We start from the raw sequence: 19,160 nt of genomic DNA on the forward strand, positions 1-19,160 counted from the left end.
GCCGACGCTTTAAGTAAAAATGGATTTGCCCAAAAAGCAAATCCATTTTTTATTACACACCGTCAAATGTTTGCATTTTTAAACCCATTCGCCAAGTCATATCCCAGGTTTCCATTTCAGTTTGATGATGGCGGAAGGGGGGCGGCTGGCTTTAAAGGTGGCGCAGGAGATTGTGTTGTCAGATCTATTGCCATTGCCGCAAGCCTGCCTTATATGCAGGTCTATGAGGATTTAAGACTGGCAAATGAGAGTTACGCCCAACTGAAAAATGACCGCCTTGCTAAAAGGCTCAACGTCAAAGGTTCGTCACCCAGAAACGGTAATCACCGGAATGTCTTTCATGGCTATATCCTAGCCCAAGGTTTTGAGTGGGTGCCCACCATGAAAGTAGGGGCGGGCTGTCAGGTTCACCTACGCCCCGACGAGCTACCCAAAGAAATGCTGATTGCTAGGGTTTCGAAGCATCTCACCGCGATCATTGATGGCGTGATTCACGATACACACGATCCCTCAAGAGGCGGAAATCGTTGTGTCTATGGGTACTACGTTAAGAGGCGGTAGGATCTTTCTGGCGATGTTTTATATTCCACGCTGCCTTAAAGGTGTTGGTCATTCCAATCATGGTTGAGGTGGTCCATGCGATTGAGAATAATCCTGAAAAAGAAATAAAGAAGGCAAGACTTTTCCAGCCATTGGGTAGGATGTCTGAGACGAAGCCTACTGTGGTGTAGCAGCTACCCACGAAGAGTAGCGTCTGTAAACCGTCGTCGATTAATCTGAGGTTGGTGATATAGATGGTCCAAATGATAATTTCTGTGAGGTGAATAAGGGCGATGATTAAAAAAGAGGCGTAGAAGTGATAAAAAACGCGGTCATACTGCTTCTTCTTGAGATTTTGATCGGTTAACCTCTCAAAGCGAATCATGACGTAATTAATCAGGCCGCCATGGAAAGCAACTACCATGATCAGGCCCAGTAACCCATAAAGTGCATCTCTCACTAGGGGCAGAAGTGGGATGCCAGCTAAGGATGTTTGAGCTACAACGTCTGGGGTAATTGGCATAAATTTAGATAGTTCTTGAAAGGTATGGGATAAGCAAACATCTGGATCAGGGTTGATAATGTCATATTGATTACCTCAAGTAAAGCATCCCTTGAATACCGTTTCTCATACTACTGAAGCCATGAAGCGAGAGCGCTTCTTTTTGTTTTCATTGGCTGGCATTCAGTTCACCCACATCCTGGATTTCATGATTATGATGCCTTTGGGGCCTCAGTTCATTACAGCGCTTTCCATTAATACGCATCAATTTGGTCTGCTGCTGTCTTCTTATACTTTTGCTGCTGCAATCGCTGGGGTATTCGCCACCTATTACATCGACCGTTTTGAGCGAAGGCAATTGCTCCTGCGTTTGTATGTTTGCTTCATTATTGCAACGATAGCTTGTGGGCTTGCTTCAAACTATCACATGCTATTTATCGCCCGTGCATGCGCAGGTGCCTTTGGAGGCATTCTAGGATCTTTGGTGCAGACGATTGTGGCTGATAGCATTCCTTTTGAGCGCAGAGGTAAGGCGCTGGGTACGGTCATGGCTGCTTTCTCAGTTTCAACCGTTGCAGGCGTGCCTTTGAGTTTGTTCTTAGCTAATCACATTAGCTTTTTAGGCTGGCGTGCCCCGTTTATGTTTATTGGACTCATCTCTATATTGATTCTATTTATTGGATATCGCTATATCCCTAAAATATCTGGCCACTTGCATCACGTTCATGAAGGTAATCGCTTCCAGCAAATCTACGAAGTCTTTGTTGCTCATCGTCATCTACGCGCCTTTCTGTTTGTGGGACTAATTATGTTGACTGGCTTTACTGTCATTCCTTATATTGCCCTCTATCTCACCGCTAACGTTGGGATCGAAAATTCCTACATTTCCCTGATCTATCTTTGTGGTGGTTTGGCGACTTTGATGAGCTCAAGATTTATTGGACACATGGCGGATAAATATGGCAAGGTCAAAGTATTTCGCATGCTAGCCATTATTAGTTTGATACCGATCTTAGTGACAACCAATTTAATGCCGGTCCCTTTATGGGTGGTGCTTGTTAATCAGACCGCCTTCTTTGTCTTGATTTCTGGCCGAATGATTCCGGCCATGGCTATTGTGAGCCAAATGGTAGAGCCCAAAATTCGGGGAACCTTTATGAGCTTAATTGGCTCAGTGCAGATGTTGGCTTCCGGCATAGCATCAGTAGTAGCAGGCCTAGTGGTCACAATTACAACCAATGGAAGGATGGAGCATTACAACCTAGTTGGTTATGGGGCTGCCATTTGCGGCTTGCTCACTTTTTGGGTTGTGGGATATATTCATTCTGATACGAAAAAAGCGTAAGAACTAAAGAGCATAAGGAGACCCCATGATTGAATTTAAAAGACCCGATGGACAGGCAGTAAAGGGTTACCTGGCCGAGCCAGTCGATAAAGCGGATGCCCCTGGAGTAGTTGTCATTCAGGAGTGGTGGGGTTTGGATGATGAGGTGAAGGCGGTGGCTGATCGCCTTGCTAAAGAGGGCTATCGCGCACTAGTCCCAGATTTATATCGCGGTAAGTTAGCGATTGAAGCTAATGAAGCTGAGCATTTAATGGGCGACCTGAACTTTGGTGATGCGGCTGGTCAAGATATTCGAGGTGCTGTTCAGTATTTGAAAGCTACTGGCAGCACAAAGGTTGCGGTGACAGGATTTTGTATGGGCGGTGCGCTGACCATTTTGGCCGCATGTAATGTGCCTGAACTCGACGCTTCCATCGTTTGGTACGGCAATCCTCCTTTGGAGTATGTCAATGCAGAGGCCATTAGCAAGCCGATGTTAGGCCACTGGGCTATGCATGATGAGTTCTTTCCAATAGCTGGAGTCGATCATCTAGAGCAAAAGCTAAAGCAAGCGGGCGTGAATTATGAATTTCATCGCTACGATACAAAGCATGCCTTTGCTAACCCTAAATCGGATGTGCGCGGATTGGCTCCGCTAAAGTACAGCGCTGAAGCAGCGCGGCTGGCCTGGGAGCGTACGCTCAATTTCCTACAAAAAACTATTAATAGCTAGGTCTTATGAATAAAAGTACTCGTGAAGATGCGTTCTTCAATTGGATATACAAGAAAAGTAATGTCCAGATTCTTTTGATATTAATCCTCTTCTTTGTTGCCTTGTTGGATCTGATGCCACGTGTACTGCAAACTATCCCGATCCTTGCACCTACACAAGATAGCACTCGATTAGGTTTGGGTCTTTTTGGATCCATCATCACTCTAAGCGGTCTGTTGATTGGTTTTTTGCTTAATCAAGCACAAAGCAATTTTCGTGAAGTCCAAACCTTGGTTTCTCAAGAGGCTGGACGTATTAATAACTTGGATCGTCTACTCACGCGATTTGGTGATCCATCCATTGCACCTATTCGTGTTGAACTATTTGAATATATGAACTCCATTGTTAATGATGAGTGGGCTCTATTGCAAAAGGGGCAAGGCAGTACTAAAACGCATATGCTGTGGCGTGGAATTTCTAGGCAACTCATGTCAATCGAACCCCAAACCAATCGTCAAACAGCAATGTATACAGACATCATTAAGAAGTCTGAAGAGGTTGCTGAGAGTAGGGAGGCTCGCATTGAGCGTTCGAATATCCGCTTGCCTGGTTTATTTTGGATAGTCATTTTGATCTGTATGTTCGCCTTGATTGGTATCAATACTCTATTCTTGCCCTCAGATTCATTTTTTTTGGGATTGAAGATCTTGCCCATCACCATGGGCGCTTTGATTTCTTTGTTGGTGATAACTGATCAGCCGTTTAAGGGTCAGAATTCCGTTAAGCCAGCTGCATTCTATAAAATTATTGAATCCATTAAAACTCGTAAAGAGTAATATCTTCCTGAATCAATATGCACTTATTTTCTGAAAATCTTGCAGTAGAAATTTCCTCCTATTACTGTAATTTGGCATTAGGTCATGGAGTTGTTCCAAAGGTATTTACTTTGGTAAACGGCGAGGGAGATCAATATCTATTCTTTATTGATGATCTCCCCATGAAGAGTGACGATGAGCAGAATCAATTTCTTGCTTATATCGTACAGGCACATGAGGCGGTTTGCTATGCGCGTGGCACTTTGGTAATCGTTGAAAAAAATCAACAGTTCATTGAATTTGCAGTCATTGATCGAGATGATGCGGATGCGATTGTCTGCTCAGCTGAGCTCACTAGAGATATGGATGATAAGCCGATATCCTTGGGTGAGTTTGATAAGACTTTGGTAAAGAAGGGCTCCATTATTTTTGGCGGCCTCTTTGAGTCCATACGACTATCAGAAGACAAGACTGAAGATTTTGAAAGTCTGTGGGCGGAGATGAGGTCTAAAATATTGCACCGCTCAATGGGACTTTAATTTCTTTCTGAGAAATTTACGAGAAGTTGCTTCAACCACAAAAGATCCTAATAAGGCAATTACTAAAGCGATTGCGCTATTCGGAGCTGTCTCGATCACATTCACGAATAAAGTAGCAAATAGACTCAAGTTAATGACGATTGCCGCCCAAAGTGGCCAAAGCTTTGCACCTGTTTGATTTCGTACGCGAATGTGTCCGTAAGTAATGGCGGCATAGACCAATAAAAAGGCAAGGCTGGCCATTTTGCCAACAACCTCTAATGGAAATGCCATTACTAAAGCAATCACTAAAAATGCAGACACAGTTAAGGCGCGAAACTCTGTTGTTAAGATCGAGTCACCTAAGGCTTTTGAGACAGAATTCTTGTGTACCATATCGGCTGCAATATTAGATGCGGCAAAAATAGTGGCGTTGAGCGCAGCGGCACAGGCTAGGAGGGCAGAGGCACCAATCACAACAAAACCTGTTTTCCCAGATACGATTTGAGCTGCATCGGCCAATACGTGGCCGTTGTAGGTTGCCATTTGAGTGGGTGAAAGTAGCAGTATCACTGCGGTACTAACTAGTACATAAGCAATCGTTACTAAAATCAGGGCCGAGAACATAGCAAGAGGAAGCTCTTTTTGGGGTTCACGCATGGCATTGGAGGAGTTGGTAACTACGCCGAAACCCTGGTAGTTGATATACAAGATACCGGTAGCAATCGCAATGCCATTGAGAGACCAGCCAGTAAACTGATATGCGCCAATATTGGCTGCATGAATGCCCTCAACAGAAAATAGTAGTAGAGCAAATGTGACAAAGCCAATCGCTAACATTTCTGCTTTGCCAACGATATTGGTGCCCAACAAATTAATGCCGGTACACAGAATGACGATAACGGCGCCAACGATCTTTACTTCAAAGGGGTCTAAGTTTCCGCCAAGCAGGGTGTTGGCATATTCCGAGAAGCCGGCAGCGTAAAGAGCGGCTGCAATCAGATAGGCAATGTATTGAAATATATTCAGGCCACCAGAAATGACCCCAGGACCGTAGCTCATCACTGTGAATGTGGCAGCACCTCCACTACTAGGAAAGGTAGCACCTAATTTGGCATAGGAGTAGACCGAGAATGAGGCAGCTATAGCCCCTAGTAAAAAGGCCAGGGGAATATGCGACCCCGCATGAGCGCTAGCAGTACCCAAAAGAGAAAATAGCCCAGCCCCCATCATGCCGCCGATACCTAGAGCAGTGGCTGAAAAAAGGCTAATGCCTTGGGTTTTCTTGCTCGAGTTTTTAAGTAAAGTCGGATTTGGCTGGCTAGTCAATTTGTGTTTTCTGAGTGCGTAAAGCTGGGACAAGTGCCCTATATTAAAGGTTGTGGCAAATAAAGGCTATTTGGCTTTCTAATAAAGCACTGGCATTGAGATAGTCTGCATAGCCAATTTCCAGTCTTTGCGCTGTTAGAATTTACAAGAAACACTCTCTAAATCCTAAGGTTAAACAATGCGCCATTTAAATCAAATTACCTTTACAGCCATGTGCTTGATTGCACAATCAGCCATCGCAAGTGGAAATGCAGATGCTATTTTCTATGGTGGCGATATTGTCACAATGAATAAAGCCCAACCTACAGCTGAGGCTGTAGCAATTCAGGCTGGAAAAATCGTTAAGGTTGGCTCTTTATCCAAAGTGAAGACCCTTCAAGGAAAAGATACCAAGCTCATTAACTTAAATGGTCAAACATTAATGCCTGGTTTGGTTGAGCCTCATGTGCATATTTTTGGTACAGCATTTTCAGAAGAGCTGTGGCAGAACATGTCCAATTTTGAGATGCCGCATGACACCTTGGATAGTTTGGTTGCAAAGCTGAAAACGTATAGCAAGAATGTTAAGGATGGTGTGTGGATTACTGCATTCGGAGTAGATCCGTCCAGAACAGAGCCATTCATGTCTGAATTGACGGCCGATATCTTGGATATGGTATCCACTACAAAGCCAATCTTTGTCATGAACCAAAGTATGCATATTGCTTATGTTAATCACAAGGCTTTGGAGCTTGCGGGTCTAACTGACTCTAGTCCAAATCCAAAGGGTGGCCAGTTGTTAAAAGATAGTAAGGGGCATTTAACAGGAGTGATTTATGAGGTGCCAGCCTTTTACTTGTTTTTAAGCAAGATGCCTGTTCCAAATCAAGAAATGATTGAGCAAGCCGTTCAAAAGGTTGGCCGGAAAATGGTGAGCAAGGGCGTCACTACTTCAGCGGAAATTACTGTTGGCGGATACCTTGGGGTTGATAAAGAATATGCCTTACTAGACTCAATGACCCACAGCGGCAAGCTACCTGTTCGCGTGCGGGGTTATATGTATGCAGGCGCATACCCACTGACTAACAATAGCTATAAGCCAGGTCAGGGTGATGACGTCTTTAAGGTTATTGGCGTAAAGATTGTGGCGGATGGCTCCGATCAAGGTCTTACTGGTGCTATGACTAAGCCATATGCGTATCCTGCAGAAACCACAAATACCGGCACTCTCAACTTTACTGAGCAAGAGCTCTATGATCTTGCCAAGCCAAGATTTGATCAGGGCTGGCAAATCTCTGTGCACTCCAACGGCGATAAATCGATTGAGCAGACTCTTAATGTTTTTCAGAAGTTGGTTACCAAGCCAAGTGATGCTAAGACTAGATTAAGAATTGAGCATTTTACTGTCCCTACTCAGGCACAAATTGCAAAAGCAGCAAAGCTAGGCGTTGTACCTGGCTTCACTATTGGCCATACAGATTATTGGGGTGAAGCATTTCATGACCATCTGCTTGGACCGGAGAGGGCTAATCGTATTGATGCGAGCGCAAGTTTGATTAAGAACGGTATGCATTTTGCTTACCATAGCGACTCTCCAGTTTCCCCTATTCATCCCTTGAAGTATGCCTCGGAAGGTGCTTCACGACTTTGGCAGGTTGCCCCGCAAAAAGTATTAAATGCAAATGAAAAAGTGTCCATTAACGATGCTTTAAAAGCGATCACTATTGACGCTGCTTATCAGTTAAAGATGGAAGACAAGATTGGTTCGTTAGAGGCAGGCAAGTACGCTGACTTTGCCATTGTTGATAAAAATCCAATGAAAACTGATGCCTATAAGATTAGAGATATTGAAGTCAATGAAACCTGGGTAAATGGTCAGCAGGTATTTAAGAAAAACTAAAGATAGTGAGCCCTAGATTTGAAGCCGCCTTCGGGCGGTTTTTCTTTGATCGCTTGGAATCTGAGTCTATTGAAAAAGGGGGCTTTAGGCCCCATATAGGACTTTGTAGGTGTATTTGGTGCCCAGGAAGGGACTCGAACCCCCACAACCTTACGATCGCCAGCACCTGAAGCTGGTGCGTCTACCAATTTCGCCACCTGGGCATGCCCTTATTATAGAGGGATGGGCGTTTTGAGGTCATTTCTACCCCCATTTGGCTTTTTCCCCTCAGACTTGGTGGTTTGATACAGTAGCCTTATTCATAACAAAAATAGATATCAGTAGATATATACAGGGCATGTATTGCCGAAGGAATTAAATGCGTAAAGCAAAAGACTTGATGCCACGTGAGGCTGACCGCTTAGGAACAGTTCAAGGGCATCGAGATGGATTTGGATTTGTTATTCCCGATGATGGTGGTGAGGATATCTTTCTGTCAGAAAGAGAAATGTCACGAGTCATGCACGGCGACAGAGTCAATGTCAGGGTGCTAGGAACGGATCGACGTGGTCGCCCAGAAGGGCAGATTGTTGAAGTAGTTCTGCACGCTAATAAAGTAGTGATTGGTCGTCTCTTAAATGAAAACGGTGTTCTGATTGTTGCGCCAGAAGATAAGCGCATTGGTCATGACATTTTGATTCCGCCTAAGGGTCAAGGACAAGCGAAGCTAGGCCAGGTTGTCAGCGTAGAGATTATTGATTACCCAGATAGCTATCGTCAGGCAGTTGGGCGTGTAGTTGAAGTATTGGGTGAGATTGACGACCCCGGTATGGAAATCGAAATCGCTGTACGTAAGTATGGCGTCCCCCATGAATTTTCTGCCGCCGCTATGAAAGAGGCTGCGGCATTGCCAGATACAGTCCAGCAATCCGATCTAGAAGGTCGTGTTGATTTACGTGACGTGCCTTTAGTCACTATTGACGGTGCTGATGCGCGAGACTTTGATGACGCTGTCTATTGCGAACCCGTCATGTACGGCCAGACTAAGGCTTGGCGTTTGATCGTGGCGATTGCTGACGTATCCCATTACGTCAAACCGGGTCAGCCATTAGATGACGAGGGCTTATTGCGTGCTACTTCAGTCTACTTCCCAAGACGTGTAATCCCTATGCTTCCAGAGAAGATCTCGAATGGTCTTTGCTCGCTGAATCCGGGCGTAGACCGTTTGTGCATGGTGTGCGACTCCGTTGTGGATAACAACGGTATTGTTTTGGCTTATCAGTTTTATCCAGCAGTCATGCATTCAGCACAGCGCTTTACTTACGATACTGTTTGGGAGATTCTCTCCAATAGCAAAGGCCCTGAGGCAACACGCTTTGCTCAGTTCCGCCCATTACTCGGCAACCTTTACTCTCTTTACAAGATTCTATTGGCTGCTCGTGAGAAGCGGGGCGCTATTGAGTTTGAGACAACTGAAACACAAATCATTAGTAATGAGCTTGGCAAGATACTTCGCATTGAGCCGCGCCTTCGCAATGATGCCCACCGCTTAATTGAAGAGTGCATGTTGACTGCTAACGTATGTGCAGCCGACTTTATTGAAAAAAATAAGCACCTTAGTCTCTATCGTGTACATGGTGAGCCATCAGAAGAGAAGTTGGTTACTTTGCGCCAAGTTTTGAGAACTTCAGGTCTGTCATTAGGCGGTGGCGATAAACCTAAGCCACGTGACTACGCTAAATTAATGCGTGAAATTAAAGAGCGCCCCGATGCCAATATGTTGCAGTCAGTGGTATTGCGCTCCATGCAGCAGGCGATGTACCAGCCCGATAATGAAGGCCACTTTGGCTTGGCTTACCCAGCTTACTCTCATTTCACAAGCCCGATCCGCCGTTATCCCGATTTGCTAACGCATCGCGTGATCAAGTCGATTCTTCAGAAAAAACCATACGTGCCGGTATTGCCGCCGAAGGTTCCACTCAATCTCACTTTGCCACGTAAAGGTAAGGGTCGTGAGAATGCAGTCAATGCCAAGAAATCCCAAAGCGATGCAAAAGCCGGGGCAGCCAAAGGCACTAAGCCACCTAAAGGGGCTAATGCCGCATTACCAATTTGGGGTCAACTAGGTGTTCACTGCTCATCCAATGAGCGTCGTGCTGATGAAGCTTCACGTGACGTAGAAGCTTGGCTCAAGTGTTACTACATGCGTGACCATTTAGGTCAAGAATATGCTGGTACTGTCACCGGTGTTGCGAACTTTGGATTATTTATTCAACTAGAGAATCTCTTTGTTGAAGGCATGGTGCATGTCACTGAGCTTGGCGGAGATTACTTCCAATATGACGAAGCGCGCCAAGAATTGCGTGGAGAGCGTACTGGTATTCGTTATCGCTTAGGCGATCGTTTGCATGTATTGGTCAGTCGAGTTGACTTAGATGCGCGCAAGATTGAATTTAGTCTCGTCAAATCCGTTGGCGCAGAGCCAGGCGGCTCTTCTAACCGTCGCCAGTTGTTGTTGGCAACGGATACCGGTAGACCCAATAAAAAAGCAGCCCCTCAAAGAGGTCGTTCTGACAACAAGGTTCCACAAAAGCCAAGTGGCATCAATGTTAATGCAGCTAAATCTGCTGGAACTCTGGGTGCTAACCAGTCAAAGAGTAAAGCCACTCGCAAAAATGGCAAGGCAAAGCCTGGTAGAACCGTCGGCAAGCCTGCAGGCAGTAAGCCTCCAGTTCGCAGCACTAAAGCACGCCGTAAATAAAGATTGAATAGAAAAATAAGATGAAGCAAATACTAGTAGGATTTCATGCGGTACAAGCGCGCTTAAGGGTGGACCCAGATAGCTTGAAGTCTGTGTACTTTGACTCGGGTCGACGTGATAGACGCATGGGGGATTTTTTAAAGCAAGCCGAAGAGATTTTGGGTGAGCGTTTGCATGCAGCAGATGCAGAGCGCCTCCATAAGTTGACAGGGCATGATCGTCACCAAGGTGTTGTTGCTTTGGCTGAAAAAATGACTGTGGCACGCACTGTCACTGAAGTGGTTGAGGATGCTGAGAGTGCTCAGAAAAAACCATTGTTTTTGGTTTTAGATGGCATTACTGATCCCCATAACTTTGGTGCTTGCTTGCGTGTAGCAGATGGCTCTGGCGTAGATGCTGTAGTGGTTCCCAAGGATCGCTCCGCATCGGTTAATGCTACCGTTAGCAAGGTATCTAGTGGTGCATCAGAAGTGATGCCAGTCATTACGGTGACCAACCTCGTTCGCAGCATGAAAGAAATGCAAGAAGCGGGTGTTTGGCTGATTGGAACAGATGATGAGGCTACAAAATCGATTTATGACATCGAGCTCACAGGGCCTATTGCCATCGTGATGGGGGCTGAGGGCGAGGGTATGCGTCGCCTTACAAAAGAAACCTGTGATGAGCTAGTGCGTATCCCTATGCAGGGTGTTGTGTCTAGTTTGAATGTATCTGTTGCAAGTGGCGTATGCTTATATGAGGCATTAAGACAGCGCCTAGCTAAAGTATCTGACAAAGCTGCCAAGTAAAACAAGGAGCTTCATATGAAATGCAATATCGGACATACTGATCGCGTTCTAAGAATGACTGTTGGCGTCACGCTAATGGGCTTAGCTGGTTTTGGTATTACTGGCCCATGGGCTTGGATTGGCATTATTCCTTTATTAACCGGAATATTCGGTAACTGCCCAGCTTACTCAATACTAGGCATCAATACCGCCAAGAAGTAATTACTTGGCTAGTAGTGATTCCAACTTCTCGGTATCCACGCAGAAGTTCCGAATCCCTTCAGCCAATTTCTCGGTAGCCATTGCATCATTGTTGAGCTGCAGGCGGAAACTGGATTCATCTAGTTTTAGCGGTGCAATGCCTTCCGCCTCTAACGCTGCTTTGGCATTAGCAGCATCGAGTTTTACCTCGACTGAGGTATGGCTGCTCTGGAGCTCAGCTAACAGCTCTGGGCTAATAGTCAAGAGGTCACAACCCGCTAGCTCTAGGATCTGGCTAGTATTACGAAAGCTGGCCCCCATGATTTCAGTAGGGATGCCAAAGTGTTTGTAATAGTGAAAGATCCTCTTAACGGAAGTGACGCCTGGATCATTTGCACCGCCATTGGCACTATCACTCCAGTTGCTGCCTAACTTCGCTTTATTCCAATCAGTGATACGACCCACAAATGGAGAAATGAGTTTTGCATTGGCGGCACCACATGCAGCCGCTTGCACGAGTGAGAAGAGCAGAGTCATATTGCAATGGATGCCTTGCGTCTCTAATTCTTTGGCGGCGGCAATGCCTTCCCATGTGCCCGCTAATTTAATCAGAATGCGTTTACGATCAATTCCATGAGATTCGTAAAGGGTAATTAAATGCTTGGCCTTAGCTACAGTGCTCTTGGTGTCGAATGAGAGTCTGGCATCTACTTCTGTAGAAACGCGTCCTGGAACAATCTTCAGAATCTCTAAACCAAACGCAACCAAGATGTAATCCACCAAATCGGTCGGGCTCATGCCTGGATGCGTTGCTTTGACCGACCGGACCAAATCTTGGTAATTACTTTGTTGAGCAGCTTTCAGAATCAGGGAGGGGTTGGTAGTCGCATCTTGCGGCTGAAAGGCCTGCATGCGCTCAAAATCGCCTGTATCAGCCACAACCGTGGTGAGTTTCTTGAGTTGCTCTAGTTGGCTTAGTGACGAAGGGGTGCTATTCATGGGCTTGCTCGCGGCTCTAGGGTGGTTTTCTGATAGATATCATATGATAGATGGATTAATTACTCAGTTCCAGTAAAGGCATTTGATAGCTATATGAACCAAGATCAACTAAAGCAAATGGTGGGCGAGGCAGCTAGAGACGAAGTTCTCAAATTACCCGCTGGGCAGGTTTTGGGTGTTGGTACAGGCTCGACTGCCAATTGCTTTATTGATGCACTTGCTCCACATAGGGATCATTTTGCGGGCACGGTATCGAGCTCTAACGCGACCACTGAGCGCTTGCTCAAACATGGTTTTAAGGTGCTAGACCCAAATGATGTGCAAGGTCTGCCAGCCTATGTTGATGGCGCAGATGAAATCGATCCCTTGGGTCATATGATTAAGGGTGGCGGCGGAGCGCTCACCAGAGAAAAAATTATTGCCTCCATGACAAAGCAATTCATCTGCATTTGCGACTCATCTAAGCAGGTGCCGGTTCTGGGTAATTTTGCATTGCCAGTTGAAATCATTCCGCTTGCTAAAGGCGTGGTTAGCAGAGAGCTAGAGAAGTTTGGCGGCAAAGTGTCTTTGCGCTTGACCAAGAATACCCGTGCCGATCTGAACCAAACGCTAAGCGAGCCATTTGTAACGGACAACGGTGGCTGGATCTTGGATGTAGCGGGTCTCAAGATTGCCAACCCTATTCAGATGGAAGCGCAGATCAATCAAATTGCTGGCGTGATCACTGTTGGCTTATTTGCTAAAGAAAAAGCCAATATTCTATTGGTCAGCAACGCTGCTGGCGTTAAAAGAATTGCACTGTAGAAATTAAAAAACCCGACGGGGTATGCCCATCGGGTTTATTTGCCATGGTATGCATGGCGTAGGCTCTCGGAAGGTATTTAGTTCCTTGGCCTATAAGTACATAGATGTACTTATTTAGAGTGGCTTTCGCCAATGTAGCGGGGCACCAAAACTGCCTCACCACAGTTTCATCCTACGCCTATCTCTGGCAGTGTCAACAGCAATCCAAAATATATTTTTCAATAAAGTATTTGCTGCAATACGGCAATCAATTTTTAATTACTCTGCAGGGGGTACGTAACCTTGAGCCATATCAGCACCACCCTCAAAGAAGTACTTTTCTACCTGCTTTAAGAGGTACTGACGTGCACGTGGGTCAGCCATATTGAGGCGGTTTTCATTAATCAGCATTGTTTGGTGCTTTAACCAAGCAGCCCAAGCCTCTTTGGATACTTGATTCCAAACCTTCTTACCTAGCTCGCCTGGAAGCGGGGCAAAATCCATTCCCTCAGCTTCTTTATTGAGTTTGATACATTGAACCATGCGTGCCATCTGTAATACCTTTCTAGTAACTCTGAAGTTGCTTAGTTTTCTTATAGATCTTTAGTTAAAACCATGGACTTACGGTCCCAGTTATAAATCTGTTTTCTTTCTTCTGGCAGATCATCGACCGTTGCCCGTTTAAAGCCACGCTTTAAGAACCAGTGCTCAGTTCTGGTGGTGAGAACAAATAATTTTTTTATACCTTCTTGCTTAGCGCGCATTTCAACACGCTTGAGTAGACGCTCGCCATCACCCGACCCTTGAACATCTGGATCAACAGCAAGACAGGCTAATTCACCAACGCCATTTGGAAATGGGAAGAGGGCGGCACAACCAAAGAGAACGCGGTCATGCTCTATCACTGAGAAGCGCTGAATATCACGTTCAATCACGTCTTGTCCACGAGCCGCCAAGATGCCTTCATCTTCCAAAGGCATCGTCAACTGCAAAATACCGCCAACATCATCTTGATTGGCTTCACGTAAGTTCTCGATATCAGATGAGGCTAGCATCATACCAATTCCATCATGGGTAAAGAGCTCTTCGAGGAGTGCGCCATCTTGATTGCAGGGCAAAAAGTGCACCCGGCTAACGCCTGCCCGTATTGCTCTGCCAGAGATATTGAGCAAACTCTTCATGCCCAGATCCATATCTTTGTTCTGCGCGATATATTCTTGCAATTGCGGCATGGACAGCTCAGTGATGAAGTCTCCCTCTGTATCTTTTAAGCCAGCATAGGGACTCAAGAAGATTAACTTATCCGCTTTAAGAGCTGCGGCAGTGGATGCTGCGACATCTTCGTATGCCAGATTAAATGCTTGGCCCGTTGGTGAAAAACCTAAAGGTGAAAGCAAAACAATTTTGTTGCTGTCCAAGGACTGTCTAATCGAGCTAGAGTCAACTTTGCGCACCAAACCGGTATGGATGTAATCAGTGCCTTCAACAACACCCACAGGCATTGCGGTAATGAAGTTGCCAGAGATCACAGAAATACGTGAGCCAGCCATTGGAGTGTTTGGCAAGCCACGGCTAAATGCTGCCTCAATATCAAGACGCAATTCACCGGCAGCTTCTTTAACACACTCTAGTGCGGCTGCATCAGTAATCCGATAGCTGTTCAGGGCGCTCTTGCCAAACTTGCTTTTAATATTCCGGAGCATGAGCTGCTCTTCAATCTGTGGGCGGATACCGTGAACCAGAACAATTCGCATACCCATGGCATGAAGCATGGCGATATCTTCAATCAGATTCTCAAGGCCGATTTCTTGGACAAGTTCACCTGCAAAGGCGATAACAAAGGTCTTCTCACGGAAGCTATGAATGTAGGGCGCAACATCGCGCAACCACCCCACGAAAGGGAAGTTGGAGGTCGTTTCTTCGGCCATTAAGGCCTGGTTCGGTGCATTTGTTGGCATAGTGAGAAAATTATAGGGTGCAAGAGCCTATAAACCAACAAAAACCCAAAGCAATGCCACAGCCTGTGCCTGCTTCCAACACCTCACGTAAGCTAGAAATTCGGTTTCCTGAGGAATTGCCGGTCTCTGGTCAGCGTCAGCTGATCAAGGATGCCCTGCAGAGCCACCAGGTGGTGATTGTGTGCGGTGAGACTGGTTCGGGCAAGACTACCCAGCTTCCGAAGATCTGTTTGGATCTGGGGCGAGGCACGATTAATGGCGGCAAGCTCATTGGCCACACGCAACCTCGCCGGATTGCAGCCACCGCTACGGCCAAGCGCATCGCCCAAGAGCTAGGTTCGCCCATTGGTCAAGATGTAGGCTACCAAGTTCGCTTTGCTGATAAGACTAGTCATACTGCTTCTATCAAGTTGATGACCGACGGTATCTTGCTGGCAGAGACTCAGCGCGACCCTCAGTTGCGTGCTTATGACACGCTCATCATTGACGAAGCGCATGAACGTAGTCTGAACATTGATTTCTTATTGGGTTATCTGAGGCAGTTACTTCCTAAACGGCCGGACCTCAAACTCATCATCACATCGGCAACCATCGATGCGCAGCGTTTTGCCGAACACTTTGCTATTAATGGCAAGGTAGCGCCCGTTATCGAAGTTAGCGGTAGATTGTTTCCGGTAGAGCAACGTTACGCACCGCTGGAGCCGGATGCTAAGCCAGATGGCAAAAAAGAATCCAAAACTGCCAAGGAAATTCCGGATGCGGTGACAGAAGAGATCGCCAGTTTATGGCGAGAAGGAGCAGCGGGCGCAGGGGACGTATTGGTCTTCTTACCAGGCGAGCGTGAGATACGCGATTGCGCAGAATCCTTACGTAAAGATCATGTCTTACAGCAACGCTTTCATCCCGAGATTCTCAGTTTATTTGCTCGTCAGTCAGTCGCTGAGCAAGAGAGGGTCTTTAGCCCAGGCAATGGGCGACGGATTATTCTGGCAACCAACGTTGCAGAGACCTCGTTGACAGTGCCGAACATTCGGTATGTGATCGATAGTGGATTGGCGAGAGTCAAGCGCTATTCCTATCGCAATAAGGTAGAGCAATTACAAATTGAACCCATCTCGCAAGCTGCTGCCAATCAAAGGGCTGGGCGTTGCGGTCGTGTATCGGATGGCATCTGTGTACGCTTATACAGCGAGCAAGATTATCTAGGTCGGCCTAAATTTACTGATCCAGAGATATTGCGTAGCTCGTTAGCTGCAGTGCTGTTGCGCATGAGCTCCTTACGCTTACCCAAGATCCAGCATTTCCCCTTTATTGATAAACCCTTGGGTAGAGCCATTGCTGATGGCGTGCAACTTTTGGATGAATTAGGCGCAATTGAATTCGATGAATCAGAGCCAGCAGATGGCAAGGATATTAATAACAGTTTCAAGCTCACGGCTATTGGCAAACAATTAGCAGACTTACCCCTTGATCCGCGCATTGGCAGAATGCTCTTAGCTGCTAAAGAGCAGAATGCCTTAAAAGAAGTCACCATTATTGCATCTGCTTTGGCAACACAAGACCCGCGTGATCGCCCCATGGATCAGGCCGCAGCAGCAGATCAAGCCCACCTACAGTTTGCTGATGAACGCTCTGAGTTTCTGAGTTTCGTCAAACTCTGGAACTGGTATCAAGATGCTTTACAACACAAGCATAGCAACCGACAGCTAGAGAGTCTGTGTAAAAGCAAATTTCTGTCACCACGTCGCTTACGTGAATGGCGCGATGTTCATGGTCAACTGCACGCCATGCTAGGCGAGAAGGGCTGGAAAGAAAATGCTTTGGCTGCAACGTATGAGCAGGTACACCTTTCTTTATTAACAGGCCTGCTCGGATATGTAGCCAAAAAAGAAGAAGATGAGAAATCTCAAGATCGCAATAGCAAAACAGGTGGTTATGTAGGTGCGCGGGGTATTCGTCCATTTATATGGCCTGGTTCTACTATTGGCAAAAAGGCAGGCGCCTGGATTCTGGCTGGAGAGCTGCAAGAGACCAATCGCATGTATGCCAGGACGATCGCAAAGATCGAGCCCCAATGGGTGGAGCGTGTTGCGGCACATCGTCTAATCAAATCCCTTAGCGATCCTTTCTGGGATAACCGTCAGGGCGAGGTGATGGCGTTTGAGCGGGGCACTTTGTATGGATTGCCTATTTATCATGGTCGTAGGGTTCGGTATGAGCCGCACAACCCCGAGGAAACCAGGGAGTTATTTATTGGCCAAGCCCTGGTGCAGGAAGAAATGTTTGGGCGCATGGATACACCTGCGCTTCAACGGGAAACAGAAACCGATGCCAAGAAAAAATATCCTAATATATTTGGATTCTTTTGGCATAACCGTCGCTTGATTAAAGAAATCGAAGCCTTAGAACATCGCTCTCGTCGACCCGATGTATTGGTAGATGATGATTTGCTATTTGCTTTTTATGAATCTCGAATACCTAAAGAAGTGCGTAGTCGTGAAAGTCTTAAAGCATGGCTAACGAAAGATAGGAATACCGAAAAAGGTCTTGATGCTCAACTTCGCCTAGAGAAAGCGGACTTAATGCGCCATGAGGCGGCTGGTATTACCGTAGATCGCTATCCAAAGACGATGTTAGTCGGTGGTGCACAGCTGAGTCTTACCTATCATTTCGAGCCTGGCAGCCCAAAGGACGGTGTAACCCTTATTGTTCCTTTGACCCAGCTTAATCAAGTGGATGGCCGTCGTTGTGAATGGCTAGTGCCTGGCATGTGTGAGGAGAAGGTATTGCTGCTTCTTAAATCATTGCCACAAAAACTCAGGCGCCATTGCGTGCCATTGCCAGATTATGCAAAGTCTTTTCTTGAGCGTAAGTTAGAAGAAAAGCAATTTGGCGTCGGAGATTTTTTAGATAGTCTGATTGGCGATATTCGCAAAGAGCGCGGCTTAGAAATTAAGCGCACAGACTTTAGACCAGAGTCATTGCCACTGCATTCCTCGATGAATTTCCGTCTGATTGACGAACATGGACGCCAGCTCGAGGTAGAGCGCAACTTGGCTCGCTTGCGCTCAGATTATGGGCAGACCGCCCGCAATGCCTTTCAAGCGATTGCACAAGAGACTGCTCAGGTCGAGTTGGGGATGGAGCCACCCCGCGGTGAAAAATCTAAATCCAATGCAAACGGAGGTGCAAATACCGCCGATACCACTCGTAAGGTAGAGCAGGGTGGCTACCGCGCTTGGGAGTTTGGTGAGTTGCCAGAAACTTTAGAGATCCAAAAGGGGAATAAAACTCTGTTTGGCTACCCAGCCTTAGTAGATCGCGTTGACTTTTGTGATCTCGAAGTATTTGATGATTTGGAAGAGGCTCGCAAACAGCATGCTTTAGGACTACGTCGCCTATTTGCGCTGAGCAATAAAGACACGCTCAAAGCTCTGCAAAAACAATTGCCCGGTATTCGTGAATTGGGTTTGCTATTTATCAATGTGGGATCGGTAGAGGGTTTGATTGATCAGATTCTGAACATTGCCCTTGAGCGTGCTTTTATGACCGAACAACTTCCGGTGAATGCAGAACAATTTGCAGAGCGATTACAAGCAGGAAAGCCAAGATTGGCGCTCATTGCCCAAGAGATTTCTCGTCACGCATTGAATGCATTGCAAGCTCATGCTGATTTGCAAAAAAAGGTGACTAGTGCAAAAGCAGCATCACTAAGTGCCTATACCGATATTCAGACGCAGATACAGGGGCTGATATTTCCGAAGTTCGTGGCTGAGATACCGTATTCCCAATTAGTCCATGTGCCACGCTATTTAAAAGCAATTGCGATGCGGATTGATAAATTACGATCCAACCCTAGTCGTGATGCCCAATGCCAAAAAGATTGGGAATCGGTTGCAAGGCCTTGGCAAAAACTGATGCAGGGTAACAAGGGGTCTGCCTCTTATGCGATGGCTGAGGATCAGGCTTTAGCGGATTTTCGTTGGCAGTTGGAAGAGTTGAGGGTGGCTTTATATGCTCAAGAGCTTAAAACCCCAACCCCGATGTCCTTAAAGCGTCTCGAAAAGGTTTTAGTAAGCTTGCGCTAGGTCAA

Annotated in this window: 16 protein-coding genes and 1 tRNA gene; 11 read left to right on the forward strand and 6 right to left on the reverse strand. The window is 46.3% G+C overall.

What is annotated here, in order from left to right; genetic code table 11:
* Positions 1 to 66 precede the first annotated feature (66 nt).
* Positions 67 to 561, forward strand: coding sequence for a hypothetical protein (locus tag C2755_RS03850; protein WP_215321846.1), 495 nt, complete (start codon positions 67 to 69; stop codon positions 559 to 561).
* Here the strand turns inward: C2755_RS03850 and C2755_RS03855 are convergent.
* Positions 548 to 1,063 carry a hypothetical protein gene (locus C2755_RS03855; RefSeq protein ID WP_215321847.1) on the reverse strand — a complete coding sequence of 172 codons (516 nt, stop codon included), beginning with the start codon at positions 1,061 to 1,063 and terminating at the stop codon, positions 548 to 550. The two genes, C2755_RS03850 and C2755_RS03855, sit on opposite strands and share 14 nt — an antisense overlap.
* A gap of 91 nt (positions 1,064 to 1,154) precedes the next feature.
* Between C2755_RS03855 and C2755_RS03860 the strand changes: the two genes are divergently transcribed.
* Genes C2755_RS03860 through C2755_RS03875 form a run of 4 tightly spaced genes read left to right on the forward strand, consistent with a single transcriptional unit; the run spans position 1,155 to position 4,432 of the window.
* Positions 1,155 to 2,387 carry an MFS transporter gene (locus tag C2755_RS03860; protein ID WP_251368536.1) on the forward strand — a complete coding sequence of 411 codons (1,233 nt, stop codon included), beginning with the start codon at positions 1,155 to 1,157 and terminating at the stop codon, positions 2,385 to 2,387.
* Positions 2,388 to 2,412: 25 nt separating this feature from the next.
* Complete coding sequence (locus C2755_RS03865) at positions 2,413 to 3,099, forward strand: dienelactone hydrolase family protein (protein ID WP_215321848.1); 687 nt, start codon at positions 2,413 to 2,415, stop codon at positions 3,097 to 3,099.
* A 5-nt stretch (positions 3,100 to 3,104) separates the two neighbouring features.
* Positions 3,105 to 3,914, forward strand: coding sequence for a DUF4239 domain-containing protein (locus tag C2755_RS03870; protein WP_215321849.1), 810 nt, complete (start codon positions 3,105 to 3,107; stop codon positions 3,912 to 3,914).
* A gap of 17 nt (positions 3,915 to 3,931) precedes the next feature.
* Entirely contained in the window at positions 3,932 to 4,432 is a 501-nt protein-coding gene (locus C2755_RS03875) for a hypothetical protein (protein WP_215321850.1), read from the forward strand.
* Here C2755_RS03875 and C2755_RS03880 read toward each other — a convergent pair.
* Positions 4,418 to 5,740, reverse strand: a complete 1,323-nt coding sequence (locus C2755_RS03880) for an APC family permease (RefSeq protein ID WP_215321851.1) — start codon at positions 5,738 to 5,740, stop codon at positions 4,418 to 4,420. The two genes, C2755_RS03875 and C2755_RS03880, sit on opposite strands and share 15 nt — an antisense overlap.
* Positions 5,741 to 5,918: 178 nt before the next feature.
* On the opposite strand from C2755_RS03880, the gene C2755_RS03885 reads away from it, so the two are divergent.
* Positions 5,919 to 7,619, forward strand: a complete 1,701-nt coding sequence (locus C2755_RS03885; RefSeq protein ID WP_215321852.1) for an amidohydrolase — start codon at positions 5,919 to 5,921, stop codon at positions 7,617 to 7,619.
* Positions 7,620 to 7,735: 116 nt separating this feature from the next.
* On the opposite strand, the gene C2755_RS03890 is transcribed toward C2755_RS03885, so the two are convergent.
* A tRNA-Leu gene (locus tag C2755_RS03890) sits at positions 7,736 to 7,822 on the reverse strand.
* A 155-nt stretch (positions 7,823 to 7,977) separates the two neighbouring features.
* Here C2755_RS03890 and rnr point away from each other — a divergent pair.
* Genes rnr through C2755_RS03905 form a run of 3 tightly spaced genes read left to right on the forward strand, consistent with a single transcriptional unit; the run spans position 7,978 to position 11,348 of the window.
* Positions 7,978 to 10,359, forward strand: a complete 2,382-nt coding sequence (gene rnr, locus C2755_RS03895; RefSeq protein ID WP_215321853.1) for a ribonuclease R — start codon at positions 7,978 to 7,980, stop codon at positions 10,357 to 10,359.
* Positions 10,360 to 10,379: 20 nt separating this feature from the next.
* The gene (rlmB, locus tag C2755_RS03900; RefSeq protein ID WP_215321854.1) at positions 10,380 to 11,147 is read left to right on the forward strand and encodes a 23S rRNA (guanosine(2251)-2'-O)-methyltransferase RlmB; all 768 of its coding nucleotides are present in this window, start codon (positions 10,380 to 10,382) and stop codon (positions 11,145 to 11,147) included.
* A 15-nt stretch (positions 11,148 to 11,162) separates the two neighbouring features.
* Complete coding sequence (locus C2755_RS03905; RefSeq protein ID WP_215321855.1) at positions 11,163 to 11,348, forward strand: DUF2892 domain-containing protein; 186 nt, start codon at positions 11,163 to 11,165, stop codon at positions 11,346 to 11,348.
* Here the strand turns inward: C2755_RS03905 and tal are convergent, their stop codons facing one another.
* Entirely contained in the window at positions 11,349 to 12,326 is a 978-nt protein-coding gene (gene tal / locus C2755_RS03910; protein ID WP_215321856.1) for a transaldolase, read from the reverse strand.
* 93 nt (positions 12,327 to 12,419) lie between these two features.
* Here tal and rpiA point away from each other — a divergent pair, with 93 nt between their 5' ends.
* Positions 12,420 to 13,130, forward strand: coding sequence for a ribose-5-phosphate isomerase RpiA (rpiA, locus tag C2755_RS03915; protein ID WP_215321857.1), 711 nt, complete (start codon positions 12,420 to 12,422; stop codon positions 13,128 to 13,130).
* A 258-nt stretch (positions 13,131 to 13,388) separates the two neighbouring features.
* Here rpiA and C2755_RS03920 read toward each other — a convergent pair whose 3' ends face one another.
* Complete coding sequence (locus tag C2755_RS03920) at positions 13,389 to 13,661, reverse strand: oxidative damage protection protein (protein ID WP_046330271.1); 273 nt, start codon at positions 13,659 to 13,661, stop codon at positions 13,389 to 13,391.
* Positions 13,662 to 13,702: 41 nt separating this feature from the next.
* Positions 13,703 to 15,067, reverse strand: coding sequence for an amino-acid N-acetyltransferase (gene argA / locus C2755_RS03925; RefSeq protein ID WP_215321858.1), 1,365 nt, complete (start codon positions 15,065 to 15,067; stop codon positions 13,703 to 13,705).
* 53 nt (positions 15,068 to 15,120) lie between these two features.
* On the opposite strand from argA, the gene hrpA reads away from it, so the two are divergent.
* Positions 15,121 to 19,155 (forward strand): ATP-dependent RNA helicase HrpA, encoded by a 4,035-nt coding sequence (gene hrpA, locus C2755_RS03930; protein ID WP_251368537.1) that lies wholly within the window; start codon positions 15,121 to 15,123, stop codon positions 19,153 to 19,155.
* Positions 19,156 to 19,160 lie beyond the last annotated feature (5 nt).

Origin of the sequence: Polynucleobacter sp. MWH-S4W17 (genome assembly GCF_018687535.1) — a bacterium.
In the GTDB taxonomy this organism is placed as follows: domain Bacteria; phylum Pseudomonadota; class Gammaproteobacteria; order Burkholderiales; family Burkholderiaceae; genus Polynucleobacter.

Coding starts and splice junctions, on each gene's coding strand:
- C2755_RS03850 (WP_215321846.1), top strand. CDS start 67: ATGTTTGCATTTTTAAACCCATTCGCCAAGTCATATCCCAGGTTTCCA.
- C2755_RS03855 (WP_215321847.1), bottom strand. CDS start 1,063: ATGCCAATTACCCCAGACGTTGTAGCTCAAACATCCTTAGCTGGCATC.
- C2755_RS03865 (WP_215321848.1), top strand. CDS start 2,413: ATGATTGAATTTAAAAGACCCGATGGACAGGCAGTAAAGGGTTACCTG.
- C2755_RS03870 (WP_215321849.1), top strand. CDS start 3,105: ATGAATAAAAGTACTCGTGAAGATGCGTTCTTCAATTGGATATACAAG.
- C2755_RS03875 (WP_215321850.1), top strand. CDS start 3,932: ATGCACTTATTTTCTGAAAATCTTGCAGTAGAAATTTCCTCCTATTAC.
- C2755_RS03885 (WP_215321852.1), top strand. CDS start 5,919: ATGCGCCATTTAAATCAAATTACCTTTACAGCCATGTGCTTGATTGCA.
- rnr (WP_215321853.1), top strand. CDS start 7,978: ATGCGTAAAGCAAAAGACTTGATGCCACGTGAGGCTGACCGCTTAGGA.
- rlmB (WP_215321854.1), top strand. CDS start 10,380: ATGAAGCAAATACTAGTAGGATTTCATGCGGTACAAGCGCGCTTAAGG.
- C2755_RS03905 (WP_215321855.1), top strand. CDS start 11,163: ATGAAATGCAATATCGGACATACTGATCGCGTTCTAAGAATGACTGTT.
- tal (WP_215321856.1), bottom strand. CDS start 12,326: ATGAATAGCACCCCTTCGTCACTAAGCCAACTAGAGCAACTCAAGAAA.
- rpiA (WP_215321857.1), top strand. CDS start 12,420: ATGAACCAAGATCAACTAAAGCAAATGGTGGGCGAGGCAGCTAGAGAC.
- C2755_RS03920 (WP_046330271.1), bottom strand. CDS start 13,661: ATGGCACGCATGGTTCAATGTATCAAACTCAATAAAGAAGCTGAGGGA.
- argA (WP_215321858.1), bottom strand. CDS start 15,067: ATGCCAACAAATGCACCGAACCAGGCCTTAATGGCCGAAGAAACGACC.
- hrpA (WP_251368537.1), top strand. CDS start 15,121: ATGCCACAGCCTGTGCCTGCTTCCAACACCTCACGTAAGCTAGAAATT.